The 15,389-nt window shown below is 73.6% G+C and carries 3 protein-coding genes; all 3 read left to right on the top strand.

The window, feature by feature from the left end; all coding sequences use genetic code 11:
• Positions 1-51 precede the first annotated feature (51 nt).
• Genes ACH4S7_RS22785 through ACH4S7_RS22775 form a run of 3 tightly spaced genes read left to right on the top strand, consistent with a single transcriptional unit; the run spans position 52 to position 15,188 of the window.
• On the top strand, positions 52-828 hold the full coding sequence (locus ACH4S7_RS22785) for a thioesterase II family protein (protein WP_398523064.1): 777 nt from the start codon (positions 52-54) through the stop codon (positions 826-828).
• Positions 825-7,406, top strand: a complete 6,582-nt coding sequence (locus ACH4S7_RS22780) for an amino acid adenylation domain-containing protein (protein ID WP_398523063.1) — start codon at positions 825-827, stop codon at positions 7,404-7,406. Before ACH4S7_RS22785 ends, ACH4S7_RS22780 begins: the two co-directional genes overlap by 4 nt.
• A gap of 60 nt (positions 7,407-7,466) precedes the next feature.
• Entirely contained in the window at positions 7,467-15,188 is a 7,722-nt protein-coding gene (locus tag ACH4S7_RS22775) for an amino acid adenylation domain-containing protein (protein ID WP_398523062.1), read from the top strand.
• The last annotated feature ends 201 nt before the right edge of the window (positions 15,189-15,389 follow it).

Raw genomic sequence — 15,389 nt, 5'->3', positions numbered from 1 at the left:
GAACGACCGACAGGACACGGGCCGTGTCCGGACAACCACTTGGAGGGCCTGATGTCGGCCTCGGCGAACCCCTGGATAGCCCGGCTGCGGCCGGCGAGCCGTGGACAGCTACGACTGATCTGCTTCGCCCACGCGGGCGGTGGCGCCGCCACCTTCCGCGGCTTCGCCCAGGACCTGCCGGCAGATATCGACCTCTGCGTCGTCCGGCTGCCGGGACGGGAGAGCCGGCTGCGGGAACCCCCGGTGCGGAAGATGGGCGAGCTGGTCAGCCTGCTCGGTGACGCGCTGGACGAACTGCTCGACGTGCCCTACGGGCTCCTCGGCTACTGCTCCGGCGCGCTGACCGCGTTCGAACTCGCCCGCTATCTGCGCGACAGCGGACGCAGACCGCCGGCCGCGCTCTTCGCCTGCGCCTGCCCCTCACCCGCCACGGTGCTCCGCGACAGCGGAGTGCACGGACTGGAGAAGGACGGACTCATCGAGCACCTCGCCGCCCTCGGCATCATCCCGGACGCCATCCTGAACACCCCCGGGCTCTTCGACATGTTCGAACAGAGCGTGCGCGCCGACTACGAGGTCTACGAGACCGGCGAGTACCTCGCCGACCGGCCGCTCGACCTGCCCGTCAGCGTGTTCGGCGCGACCGGCGACCCGAGCACGACCGTGCCCACCCTGCTCGGCTGGCGCGAGGAGACCACCCGGGCCTTCTCGCTGCGGCTTTTCCCCGGGGACCACGGCTTCTTCGAGCAGGACCGACTCTCCATCACCGCCTCGGTGAGCGCCGAACTGCGCGCCGCGGCCGACGAACTGAGCGGAGTGGGTCGATGAGCGGACGCGAACTGTCCGACACCAAGCGCGAACTGCTGGCCCGACTGCTCGCGGGCAAGGCGGCACCCGTCACCCGGCGGGTGCCGGCCGCCGACCCCGACCGCCGGGTCCGGCTCTCCTACGCGCAGGAACGGGTCTGGCTCACCGCGCAGCTCGCACCGGACATGCCCGTCTTCCACCTGGTGATGGTGGCCACGCTGCCGCTCCGGGTGGAGGCCGAGCCGATGGAGCTGAACCTGCGCGACGTCATGGTCCGCCACGACTGTCTGCGGATGTCCGTCGACGTGGTCGACGGGGAGCCGCTGATCGTGGTCCACGACCCCGACGACATCGAGGTGCGGATCCCGGTCACCGACCTCTCCGACGCGCCCGACCCGTACGCGGCGGCCGTCGCGCACGCCGAGGAGGTCGCGCGCCGGCCGTACCGACTGGACACCGCCCCGCTCTGGCGGGCCGAGGTCATCTGGCTCGGCCCCGACTCGTCGTTGCTGCTGTTCGCCACCCACCATCTGATCGCGGACGCCACCTCGCTGAACCTCATCGGCCTGGAGCTGGCCGGCCGGGGACAACCCGAACTACCCGTCTCCTACCGGGACTTCGCCGCCTGGCAGCGGGACGGCATGGAGGCCGGCGAGCTGGACGCGTCACTCGCCTTCTGGCGGACGGAGCTGGCCGGTGTGCCGACCTCGCTGGAGTTACCCACCGACCGGCCCCGACCCCCGCTGCCCGACCTGTCGGGACGCACCCTCCAGCTCGACATCCCCGAGGAGACCACGGCCCGGCTGCGGGCGCTGAGCAAGGCCGAGGGCGTCACCCCGTACGTACTGCACCTCGCTGCGCTCGGGGTGCTCATCGGCAGGTACACCCACCGTCGGGACATCCTGGTGGGGACCTATCTGGCCGGGCGGGGCGAGCCGGAGCTACAGAAGCTCGTCGGCATGTTCGTGAACCTGGTCCCGGTCCGGGTACGGATGACCGGCACACCGACCTTCCGGCAGCTCGCCGACCGGGTGCGCACCGCGGCCGCCGGCACCTTCGCCCACCAGACCGTGCCCTTCGAACAGCTCGTCCGGCAGACCCCGCGCGGGGTCAGCCGGAGCGAACCGCCGCTGGTGCAGCTCGGCTTCAACATGCTGCGGCTCTCCGGCGACGCGGTCGACCTGCCCATCTCGCAGGACGTCTCCCAGCTCGATCTGACCGTGCATGTGGTGGAGCGCGCCGACGGCACGCACAATCTGATGCTGGAGTACGCGACGACGCTGTTCGACGCCGCGACGGTGGAGCAGCTCGGCCGGCACTACCTGAACCTGCTGGACCTGCTCGGGCGGGAGCCGGACACCCCGATCGCCCGGATCGGGGCCCTGACCCCCGCGGAACAGGCCGCGCTCACGACCGACCGGGCCGCGCCCGTGACGGACCGGACCGTGCCCGTGACCGACCCCGCCGACGCGGCGGCCGAACCGCCGCTGCTCGCCGACGCCATCGCCGAGCGGGTACGGGCCCGACCGGACGCGGTGGCGGTCAGCGCGGGCGACACGACCCTCACCTACCGCGAGCTGGACGAGCTGGCGGGACGCCTCGCCGACCGGCTGCGCGCCCGGGGCGCGGGACCGGAACACGTGGTCGGAGTCTGTCTGGAACGCGGGCTGCCGCTGGTGGTCGGACTGCTCGCGATCTGGCGGGCGGGCGCCGCCTATCTACCCCTCGACCCGGAGCACCCGCCCGCCCGGTGGGCCGCCACCCTGGCCGACGCCGGGGCGGAGCTGGTGATCACCGATCCTGGCCGGGAGGCCCGCCTCACCGCGCTCGGTGTGGCCGCCCCCCTGGTGCTCGCCCAGGACGGCACATCACCGGGCCAGGACGGCACCGAGCCCGCCCACGACGGCACCGCGCGCTCCGGACAGCCGGGGCCGCCGAGCCACCGGGACGGCGCCGCCTATGTGCTGTTCACCTCGGGCTCCACCGGCACACCCAAGGGCGTGGTGATCACCAACGCCGGAATCGCCAACCGGGTGTGGTGGACCGTCCGCACCCACAAACTGACCGAACACGACCGGGTCCTCCAGAAGACCCGGATCGGCTTCGACGCCGCCGGCTGGGAGGTCTTCGCGCCCCTCGTCGTCGGCGGCACCGTCGTCCTCGCCCCACCCGGAGTGGAACGGGACCCCGCGGCCCTCGTCCGCGCCGTGGCCGACGAGGACGTCACCGTGCTCCAGGTGGTCCCCTCGGTGCTGCGGCTGCTCCTGGAACAGCCGGGCTGGGTGGAGTGCGTCGCCCTGCGGCTGCTGTTCTCGGCCGGCGAGCCCCTCGACGCGGAGCTCTGCGCACGCGTGCGCGAGACCGGGTCTCCGGAGATCTGGAACACCTACGGCCCCACCGAGTGCTCGATCGACGTCACCGCCCACCGGTTCGACGCCCGGCAGCGCACCGGGACCGTGCCCATCGGCGAACCGATCGACCACACCCGGATCACCCTCGTCGGCCCCGACGGCGAACTCGTCCCGGACACCGTCCCCGGCGAACTGCTGGTCGGCGGCCCCGGCGTGGCCCGTGGCTACGCCGGACGGCCCGATCTGACCGCCGAACGATTCGTCCCCGACCCGTACGGACCACCCGGCTCACGGGTCTACCGCACCGGCGACCTGGTCCGCCGCGACCGGGAGGGCGTGCTCCACTTCGCCGGCCGGGCCGACGACCAGATCAAGGTCAACGGCGTACGGATCGAACCCGCCGAGATCAACACGGCGCTGCTGCGCCACCCGGAGATCACGGCCGCGTACACCCTCGCCGAGCCCGGCCGCCGGGGCGAACGGCGGCTGGTCGCCCATGTGGTGGCCGGGCCCGGCCGCGCGCCCGGCACCGCGGAACTGCGGAGCTGGCTGGCCGCCCTGCTGCCGACGGCGATGATCCCCGCCGTCTTCGTCCCGCACACCGAACTGCCGCTCGGCGAGAACGGCAAGGTCGACCGGTCCGCGCTGCCCGCCGCCGACGACCGCCATCTCTCCGGACCCACTCACATCGCCCCCCGGACCGCCGCCGAACGGCTGGTGGCCGAGGTCTGGTCGGAGCTGCTCGACCGGGACCGGATCGGCGCCGATGACGACTTCTTCGCGCTCGGCGGCCACTCACTGCTGCTCGCCCGGCTCGCGGCCGGCCTCACCGACCGCGCCGGTGTCCCCATCGCCGTGCACTCCCTCTTCGGCTCACTCCGCCTCGCCGACCAGGCCGCGCTGATCTCCGCCGGCGGATCGGCGACGGACGCCCCGCCACCGATCCGGCCCGCCGCCCGCCAGCCGGGCGACGGACCAGGACTGCCGCTCTCCTCCGGACAGCGCCGGCTGTGGTTCCTCGACCAGCTCAACCCGCACTCGCCGGAGTACGTCCTGCCGGTGGCGATCCCCCTCCGGGGCCGGGCCGAACTCCCCGCGCTCCGCGCCGCGCTGACCGATCTGGCCGCCCGCCACGAGATCCTGCGCACCCACTACACACGGCACGACGGTGAACCGCGGCAGATCGTCTCCCCGGTGGGCGGCGGCGTACTGGAAGTGGCCGACGGCCCGCTGGAGACGGTGATCGAGACCCTCGGCGACCGGATCCGGCAGGGTTTCCGACTCGCCGACGGAACGTCCTGGCGGGCGCTGCTGCTCCGCGCGGCCGAGCCGGGACACGACGACGTCCTGATGCTGCTGCTGCACCACATCGCGGCCGACGGCCTCTCGGTGCCGGTGCTGCGGCGGGACCTGACGGAGCTGTACCGCGCCCGGGTCGACGGCGACCGGCCCGCACTGCCCGAACTGGCCGTGCAGTACGCCGACTTCGCCGCCTGGCAGAACGACTGGCTCTCCGGCGAGCGCATCGAGGGGGAGCTGGACTTCTGGCGGGAGCGGCTCGCCGGGATGCCCTATCTGGCGCTGCCGACCGACCGGCCGCGCCCCCCGGTACGGGACGCCAGCGGGGCCGTCGTCGGCTTCCGGATCCCGGCCGACGCGGCCGGTCCGCTGGTGGCGGCCGGCCGTGAGCGCGGGGCCAGCGAGTTCATGTCGCTGCTCGCGCTGTTCACCGTGCTGCTCGGCCGGTACAGCGGACAGCGGGACATCGCGGTCGGCGCACCGGTCGCCGGGCGGGCCCGGCCCGAACTGGACGATCTGGTCGGCTTCTTCGTCAACACCCTCGTGCTGCGGAACGACCTCTCCGGCGAACCCACGGTGGGCGAACTGCTCGACCGGGTCCGCGCGGGCGCCCTGGACGCCTTCGCCCACCCCTATCTCCCCTTCGAACGGCTCGTCGACGAGCTGAGCCCGGAGCGGGACCTCTCCCGCACCCCCCTGGTCTCCGTCCTCTTCGACGTGGCCGACGTCGGCGCCCCCTCGGACGACACCCCCGGCGCGGCGGGGCCCGCCGTCGAGCTGGACCAGCGGTTCGCCGGACTGTGGCAGGCCGCCAAATTCGACCAGACCTGGACCCTGCGCGCCGAACCGGACGGTTCGTACGTCGGCACGGTCGAATACGCGACCGCGCTGTTCCACGCCGACACCGTACGGGCCATGACCGGGCACTTCGTCCAACTGCTGCGCGGCGCCCGAGACCCCGGCAGCCCGGTGTCGGAGCTGGAACTCCTCGCCCCGCGCGAACGCGCCGCCCTGACGGCGCGCGAGCCGGAGCGGTCGGCCCCACCGATCCTGCCCACACTCATCGCCGAACGGGCCGCCGCGACACCCGACGCGGTGGCCGCGACCGAGGTGGGGCCGGACGGGCGGAGCCTGAGCTACGGCGAACTCCTCGACCGGTCCGGCCGGCTCGCCAACCATCTGCGGGCGGGCGGGATCGGCCCCGGCGATGTACTGGGCGTGGCACTGCCCCGGGGACTCGACCTGCTGGTCGGCGTGGTCGCCGCCTGGCGGGCCGGCGCGGCCTTCCTGCCGCTCGACGCCACCCATCCGCCGAAACGCCTGATCGCCCAGTGCCTCGACGCGGGCGTGGCGGCCGTGCTGACCGCCGGCGGACTGATCGGGGCCGATCTGCCCGGCATGGCCACGGTGGACATCGTCGCCGACGCCGGAGCCGTCGCGGCCCGCCCGGCCACGACGCCGCCGGTGCCCCTGACCGCCGCCGACGCCGCCTATGTGATGTTCACCTCCGGCTCGACGGGCCGGCCCAAGGGCGTGGTGGTGGGGCACGGCGCCATCGCCAACCGGGTCGCCTGGTCGGTGTCCGGACAGGGCATCGGCCCGACCGACCGGATCCTGCACAAGACACGGTTCGGGTTCGACGCGGCGGTGCTCGAACTCTTCGCCCCGCTCGCGGCCGGGGGCACGGTGGTCATGGCCGCGCCGGACACCGAACTGGACCCCGCCGCCCTGCTGCGCGCGGCCGGGGACGGCGCGGCGACGGTCCTGCAACTGGTCCCCTCGGTGCTGCGGACCCTGCTGGAGCTGCCGGAGTGGCCGGAACTGCCCGCGCTGCGGCAGGTGTGGCTCGCCGGTGAACCGCTCACCGCCGAACTGGCCGCCGCGCTCCGCGAACGCGTCGACGTCCAGGTCTGGAACACCTACGGACCCACCGAATGCGCCATCGACGTCACGGCGTACGCTGTCGGGACCGGGCCCACGGCGGGACCGGTCCCGATCGGCCGCCCGCTGCCCCGGCTGTGGACCCGGGTGCTCGACCACGCGGGCCGGCTCGCGCCGCCGGGGGTGCCGGGCGAACTGCTGGTGGGCGGTGCGGGGCTGGCGCGCGGCTACGCGGGACGGCCCGAGCTGACGGCGGAGCGGTTCGTCCCCGACCCGTACGGACCGCCGGGGGCGCGGCTGTACCGGACGGGCGATCTGGTCCGGCGGCGCGCCGACGGGGTGCTGGAGTTCGTCGGACGGGTGGACAGCCAGGTCAAGGTGAACGGTGTCCGGATCGAGCCGGGCGAGATCGAGGCCGCGCTGACCGGCCACCCCTCGGTGCGCGACGCCGTGGTGATCGCCCGTGAGCTGGCCTCCGGCGGCCGCACCCTGGTCGCCTACTACCTGCCCGGCACCGAGCCGGCCGACGGCACCCGCCAGGTGCCGACGCCCACCGACCCCACCCCCGCCGATCCCACCGCCGCCGAGCTGGCCCGGCACTGCCGGCGGTCCCTGCCCCAGGCGCTCGTACCGGGCGTCTTCGTGGCACTCGACGCGTTCCCGCTGAACCGCAACGGAAAGCTGGACCGCGCGGCACTGCCCGACCCCGCGGCCGTCACCAGGACCGGCGCGCCGGAGACCGCGCCACACGGCCCGGTGGAGGAGCGGATCGCCGAACTCTGGGGCGAACTGCTGGACCGCGCGCCGGGGAGTGTCGGCGCGGACACCAGCTTCTTCGCCCTCGGCGGCAACTCCCTGCTGGCCATCCGACTGGTCAGCGCGCTGCAACGGGAATTCGACCTGGAGCTCCCGGTGCGGGTCGTCTTCGAGGGCCCGTCCGTCGCCGAGCTGGCCGCGGCCGTGGAGGCCGCCATCCGGGCCGAGATCGACGCACTGCCGGACGACGAACTGGCCGCGGAGGCGGCCCTGCTGGCCGGCGAACCACACGGAGAAAGCCCGAACACCTAGGCCCTGTCCGGGACCTAACACACCAGAACACGTACGCGGACCAGGCGAGAGGCGAATGATGTGACGGGGAACCAAGGCGCTCGGGACGCGGCCGGACTCAGGGCCGACATCCTCGCCAGCAGACTGGCGGGACGGCGCGGCGGGCCGGGCCGCCGCGCCACGATCCCGCCCGCCGACCGGCGGCGGCCGCTGCCGCTCTCCTTCGGACAGCAACGGCTCTGGTTCCTGGACCGGCTCACCCCCGGCAGCCCCGAGTACCTGGTGCCGTGGGCGGTCCGGCTGCGCGGCGGGCTGCGCGTCGACGCGCTGCGCGCCGCCTGGCTCGACATCGTCGGCGCCCATGAGATCCTGCGCACCCGGTACGCACTCGCCGGCACCGCTCCCGCCCAGCTCATCGGGGGCGAGTCGGAGATCGACTTCGCCGTGGCCGACCTCGCCGACCGCCCGGCCGGGGAACGCGAGAAGCTCGCCCTCGCCTACGCCGACGACCAGGCGCGCGCCCCGTTCCGGCTGGACACCGACCTGCCGGCGCGGCTGCGGGTGGTGCGGATCGCGGCCGACGACCATCTCCTGGTCCTCGTACTGCACCACATCGCCTGCGACGGCTGGTCGCTCAACCTGCTCGCCGAACAGTTGATGACGGCCTACCGGCGGCGGATCGCCCCCGGCGGGCAGGACGCCGCCGGACTGCCCCGGAACGAGGTGCAGTACGCGGATTACGCGGCCTGGCAGCGGGACCGGCTCTCCGGGGCCGAACTGGAACGCCAGCTCGACCACTGGCGCGGCGAACTGGCCGGGCTCGGCGTCGTGGAGCTGCCGGCCGACCGCCCCCGCCCGCCGATCAGGGACGCCACCGGCGCCACCCTGCGCTTCACCCTCCCCGCCGAGCTGGCCGAAGAGGTGCGCCGGCTCGCCCGGCGACAGGAGACCACCGCGTTCACGGTGCTGCTCACCGCCTTTCAGGTGCTGCTCTCCCGCTACACCGGACAGCGGGACATCGCGGTCGGCACCCCCGTCGCCGGGCGCGAACGCCCGGAGATCGCCGACCTGGTCGGGTTCCTGATCAATACGGTGGTGCTGCGCAACCGGTGGGAGGGCGACCCCAGCTTCCTCGAACTGCTCGACACCGGCCGGGGGGCCGTCGGCCGGGCCATCGCGCACCAGGACGTGCCGTTCGAGCAGCTCGTCGAGGAACTGGCCCCCGAACGCGATCTGGCCCGCACACCGCTGTTCACCGTCATGTTCGGACTGCAGGACGGCGTCGCGGGAGAGCTCGACCTGCCCGAGCTGACCGCCGAGCGGATCGAGGTGGAGTGGACGGTCGCGAAGTTCGACCTCAATCTGCAACTCGCCGAACTGCCCGACGGCAGCATCAGCGGCTTCCTCGAATACGCCACCGCCCTGTTCGACCGGTCCACCATGGAGCGCTTCGCCGGGCACTACCACCGGCTGCTCGCCGGGCTCGTCGGCGCACCGGAGCGCCGGGTGTCCGACGCGGACCCGCTGTCGCCGGCCGAACGGCACCAACTCCTCGTCACCTGGGCCGGCGGCGCCGACCCGGCCGGGGTGCTCGACGAACACCCCGCGCTCGGCACGGCCGTGGGGATGCACCAGGCGTTCGAGGCCCACGCCGCGGCCACCCCGGACGCCGTCGCCGTCGTCGACGAGGACGGTTCGCTGACCTACGGCGAGCTGAACGCGCGCGCGAACCGGCTCGCCCACACCCTCCGGGCGCACGGCGTCGGCCCGGACCGGCTGGTGGGCGTCTGTCTGGAACGCGGCGTCGACCTGGTGACGAGCCTGCTGGCGGTGGTGAAGGCCGGCGGGGCGTACGTCCCGCTCGACCCGGCCTACCCCGCCCGGCGGCTCGCCGACATCCTGGCCGACACCGGACTGACCCGGCTCATCACCCACGACGCCCACACGGAACTCTTCGCGGACTCCTACACCGGAGAGCTGATCTCGCTCGACGGCGACGCTGCCCTGATCGAGGCCGCCGCCCCGACCGACCCCGAGCCGGTCACCGCCCGGGACCACCTCATGTACGTCATCCACACCTCGGGCTCCACCGGACGTCCCAAGGGCGTCTGCATGACCCACCGCAATGTGCTGCGCCTGTTCGCGTCCGCCGGTGAGCACTACGACTTCGGACCCGCCGACGTCTGGCCGCTCTTCCACTCGTACGCCTTCGACGTCTCGGTCTGGGAGCTGTGGGGTGCCCTCGGGCACGGCGGCCGGTTGGTCGTGCCGTCCTTCGAGGTGACCCGCTCGCCGGACGAGTTCATCGATCTGCTCGTCCGGGAGCGGGTCACCGTGCTCAACCAGACACCGTCGGCGTTCCGCACGCTGCTCGCCGCGACCGGCCCGGACGACGCACGGCTGCGGAAGCTCCGGCTACGCGCCGTGATCTTCGCGGGGGAGAAGCTGGAACCCGCCGAACTGCTGCCGTGGGACGCCGTCTTCGGCACCGGCGGCCCGAAGCTGATCAATATGTACGGCATCACCGAGACCACCGTGCACACGACCTACCACCACGTCAACGCCGGCGAGCTGACCCCCACCACCCCGAGCATCATCGGCCGCGGCCTGTCCGACCTGCGGGTCCACCTGCTGGACCGGGCCGGCCGGCCGACCCCGGTCGGAGTGGTCGGTGAGCTGTACGTCGGCGGGCCGGGGCTCGCCCGCGGCTACCTCGGCAGGCCCGAGCTGACGGCGGAGCGGTTCGTGCCCGATCCGTACGGACCGCCGGGCACCCGGCTCTACCGCAGCGGCGACCTGGCGCGCTGGCGCGAGGGCGGTGTCCTGGAGGTCATCGGCCGGGCCGACAAACAGGTCAAGATCCGGGGCTTCAGGATCGAACTCGGCGAGATCGAGACCACCCTGGCCGAACACCCCGCCGTGCGCACCGCGGTGGTGACCGCCCGCACCGGAGCGGACCGTACCGTACGCCTGGTCGCCTATCTGGTCCCCGAGGACCCCGCCTCCGGAGTGGACCGCGCCGAGGTCAGGTCCTGGCTGGCCGGCCGGCTGCCGAGCCATCTGGTACCCGCCTCCTATCTCCAGATCCCCACCGTTCCGCTGACGGCCAACGGCAAACTCGACCCCGCGGCGCTGCCCGAGCCGGACGCCGGCGCGGTGGCCGCCCGCGCCCGGTACGAGCCGCCCCGCACGCCCGGCGAGCAGCGGGTGGCCGCCGTCTGGCGGGACGTACTCGGCACCGACCGCGTCGGCGTGCACGACAACTTCTTCGAGCTGGGCGGCGACTCGCTGCGCGCGGTCGCGGTGGTGGGCGCCCTGCGCGCCGAGGGCCTCGACGTCTCCGTACGCGATCTGTTCGAGCACCGGACGATCGCCGGGCTGGCCGAGGCGCTCTCCCGGCGCACCGGTACGGCCGAACCGCTGCCGAGCGCCGCACCCTTCTCCCTCCTGGCCCCCGCCGACGCCGAGCGGCTGACCTCCGGACCGCTCGACGCCTATCCGATGTCCCAGGTGCAGGTGGGCATGGTCATCGAGATGCTCGCGAGCGACCGGAACGTCTACCACAACATCACCTCCTTCAGCATCCGCGACGGAGAGCCGTTCGACGCGGAAGCGCTGCGCGCCGCCGCCGCCGAACTGACCGACCGGCACGAGATACTGCGCACCTCGCTCCACCCCACGGAGTACTCCGAACCGCTCCAGGTGGTGCACCCGGCGGCCACCCTGCCGCTGACCGTGACCGATCTGCGCGGGCGCGGCGCGGACGAACGGGAACGGATCGTCCGCGACTACATCGCCGACGAGCGCGGGAAGGTGTTCGACCTCTCCCGGCCGCCGCTGATGCGGCTGGGCGCGCATCTCCACGACGACGGCTGGCGGCTCTCGATCACCGAGTGCCACGCCATCCTCGAGGGGTGGAGCTACCACTCGCTGCTGATGGAACTGCTCCACCTCTACCGCGCCGTCCGGGACGGCGCACCGCTGCCCGAACCCGGCACCGTCACCACCCGCTACGCCGACTTCGTCGCGCTGGAGCGGCGCACCCTGCGGTCACCGGAGCACCAGTCGTACTGGCGGGAGGTGCTCGACACACACCCCCGGATACGGCTGCCCGAGGGGTGGGCGGCCCCGCCGGACGGCCCGGAACCGGCCGTCCCGTACCAGATCTGGGTCCCGGTCTCCGACCTCCACGACGGTCTGCGCGCGCTGGCGAGCAGTGTCGGGGTGTCGCTGAAGAGCGTGCTGCACGCCGCCCATCTCAAGGTGATGAGCACCCTCACCGAGGAACGGTCCCTGTCGTCCGGTCTGGTCTGCGACACCCGTCCGGAGGTGCCCGGCGCGGACCGGCTGTACGGGATGTTCCTCAACACCGTGCCGTTCCCGTTCCGGCTCACCGCCGCGACCTGGCGCGAGCTGGTCGCCGACGTCTACGCGCGGGAGAGCGAGGTGTGGTCCTACCGCCGCTACCCGCTCTCCGCGATGCGGCGCGCGCGGGCCGGGGGCGACGCCCGGCTGATCGACGTGTTCTTCAACTACCTCGACTTCCACATGGTCGACACCGACCTGGTCGACTTCGACGACAGCATCGACGAGAGCCCCAATGAGTTCCCGCTCGCCGTGACCTCACTCGGCGGCTATCTGGCCCTCACCACCAGCACCGATGTGCTCGACCGCGCCCATGCGCGGCGGCTGGCCGACACCTACCGGAGCGTGCTGGAGGCGATGGCCGCCGACGCCGACGGAGACGCCCGCGGCGACCACCTCGCGCCGGACGAGCGGGACCGCCTGCTGACCGGGTACCACGAGGCCGCCGACGAGAACGCGGCCCGGCACGAGTCCGCCGACGAGGTCGTCACCCCGGCCGACCGGGTCGCCGACCACGCCCGCCGGGCCCCCCGGCGGGCCGCGGTCATCGGCACCGACGGCACGGCCCTGAGCTACGCGGAGCTGGCCGGGCGGGCCGACCGGCTCGCCGCCCATCTGCGCGGGCACGGCGTCGGACCGGACGTCAGGGTCGGCATCCTGCTCACCCACCGGGTGGAGCTGATCGTCGCGATCCTGGGAGTGCTGCGGGCCGGTGGCGCCTACGTGCCCCTGGACCCGGACCACCCGGCCGCGCGGCGGGAGTATGTACTCGCCGACAGCGGTGCCGAGCTGGTGCTCACCGAGGAGGCGCTCGTCGCCGGGCTCGGGACGGGCTTCACCGGCCGAACCGTACTCCTCGACACCGACTGGCCGCTGATCGCCGCGACCCCGGCCGTCCCGCTGCCCCGACCCCTGCCGGACACGCTCGCCTACCTCATCCACACCTCCGGATCGACCGGCACCCCCAAGGGCGTCATGGTCACCCACCGGGGCCTGGCGAACTACCTCGACTGGGCGGTGCGGCGCTACCGGGTCACCGGCGGCGGCACCGTGCCGCTGCTCGGCTCGGTCGCCTTCGACCTCTCCGTGACCAATCTGCTCGTCCCGCTCGCCGGCGGCGCGGCCGTGCGGCTGCTCCCCGGGGACGCCCCCGTCGACGCGCTGGCGGAACTGCTCCGCGGGCCCGACCGGTTCGACCTGGTGAAGATCACCCCCGCCCATCTGGAGCTGCTGCGGGCGCGGCTGGCCGACGGCGGCCGGATCGACTCGGTCGGCACCTTCGTGGTCGGCGGCGAGGAACTGCGCGCGGACAGCGTGCGCGCCTGGCGGGAGCTGACCCCGGACGCCGTGATCATCAATGAGTACGGTCCCACCGAGACCGTGGTCGGCTGTGTCGTGGCCGACGCAGGCACCCCCGCGCCCGGCGCGACCAGGGTGCCGATCGGACGCCCCATCGCGGACACCCGGGTGTACGTGCTCGACGGGTTCGGCAATCCGGTCGCGCACGGCGTCGTCGGCGAGCTGTACATCGCGGGGGCCGGAGTCGCCCGCGGCTACCTCGGCAGGCCCGGCCTCACCGCCGAACGGTTCGTCCCCGACCCGTACTCGACGGTGGGCGGCAGGCTCTACCGGACCGGCGACCTGGTGCGCCGGCGGGACGACGGCGAGCTGGAGTTCCTCGGCCGGGCGGACGGCCAGGTCAAGATCCTGGGCTATCGGATCGAACCCGGCGAGGTCGAGGCCGCGCTCTGCGCGCACCCCGGCGTCGCCGAGGCCGTCGTCGTCGCCCGCGAGGACACCCCGGGCGACCGCAGACTGGTCGGCTACGTGGTCCCGGCCCCCGACACCGAGCCGAACCCCGCCGAGCTGCGCCGGTTCGTCGGCGAGCGGCTGCCGGCCTACCTCGTCCCCGCCGCGGTGCTGGTGCTCGATGAACTCCCCGTCACCTCCGGGGGGAAGACCGACCACCGGCGGCTGCCCGCCCCGCAGTCGCGGCCCGAGCTGGCCACCCCGTACGAACGGCCCCGCAACCCGGCCGAGGCCCGCCTGATCGACATCTGGGTGAAGGTCTTCGGCCTGGACCGGGTCGGCAGGCACGACAACTTCTACGAGCTGGGCGGGGACTCGATCACCAGCCTGCGCGTCGTGGCCGAGGCCGCCGCGCGCGGTATCGAACTGGAACTGCGGGACGTGCTGTCCCACCCCACCCCCGCCCAACTGGCCATCCGGCTCCGCGGCGGTGAGATCGCGGACGTCCTGGACCGGGTGCGGGCCGACGCCGTGCTCGACCCGGACTACGCCCCCACCGCCACCCGCCGGGCGCTCGGCGACGCCGCGCCCGTCCTGCTGACCGGCGCGACCGGGTTCGTCGGCGCGTTCCTGCTGCGGGAGCTGCTCGACCGCACCAGCGGGCCGGTGCGCTGCCTGGTCCGCGGCGCGGACGCCGCCGACGGCCGACGGCGGCTCCTGGAGTCGCTGCGGCGGCTCCAGGTGTCCGACACGGATGTCGCGAGCAGGGTCGAGGTCGTCGCCGGGGATCTGGCGCTACCGCGGTTCGGCCTCGATGAATCGGCGTTCGACGCCCTCGGCGACGGGCTCGCCGCGATCTACCACAACGGCGCGCAGGTCAACACGGTCTATCCGTATCCGGCGCTCCGGGCGGCCAATGTGCTCGGCACCAGGGAACTGCTCGACCTCGCGGCCCGGCGCGGCACACCGCTGCACCACGTCTCGACCATGTCGGTGTTCTCCGGTGCGCAGGCCGAACGGGGCCCGGTGACCGAGGACACCCCCACCGACCACCTCGACGGCATCCCCGACGGCTACTCGCAGAGCAAGTGGGCCGCCGAGTCACTGGTCCGCGCCGCCGCCGAGCGCGGTCTCCCGGCCACGGTCTACCGGCTGGGCACGATCTCCTGGCACAGCCACACGGGAGCGGCCAACCCCGACGACGTGGTCTGCCAGTCCATCGTCGCCTGTGCGCGGATCGGCGCCGTCCCGGTCGCCGACCTGGAGCTGAACCTGGCGCCGGTGGACTACGCGGCACGCGCCGTCGTGGAGCTCTCCCGTCAGGACGGCGTCGAGGGCGAGCTGTTCCACATCATCGGCGGCCGGCCGGTGCGCTGGGCGGACATGGTCGGGTGGCTGACCGAGCACAGCGGGGAGCCGGTCACCGCACTGCCGTATCTGAGCTGGCGGGCCCGGCTGCTCGACGCGGCGGAGCGGCCCGGAGGCACCTGGCTGAAGCGACTGCTGCCGATGTTCCCGAACATGGAGTTCGATCCGGCGCAGCCGCTGATGGAGCAGGACTACCGGGCGCCGCGCACCGAACAGCGGCTGGCCGGATCGGCGGTACGGCAACCGGTGCTCGGCGCGGCCGAACTGGGCCGGTTCCTGGACCGGCAGCGGGAGCTGGGCGATACCGGGGCGGATTCCTAGCGGCCCGGCCCGTACCGGCGGGGGGGCTCCACCCGGGGCGGGCGGTGGTGCCGTCCGCCCCGGGTGGGAGCGGCGAACGCACGGTGGGAGTGGTGTCTCACCCGGTGCCGACCGGTGTGGCGACAATCTGCCAAACCCCCTGCGGCGCTGGTGGACGCCGGGCACGGCCAATTAGCTTCGGTGCACCAGCTCGGCCGATCG

The organism is Streptomyces sp. NPDC020965 (genome assembly GCF_044333555.1).
In the GTDB taxonomy this organism is placed as follows: Bacteria; Actinomycetota; Actinomycetes; order Streptomycetales; family Streptomycetaceae; genus Streptomyces.
This window is presented reverse-complemented; position numbering and strand designations above follow the sequence as displayed.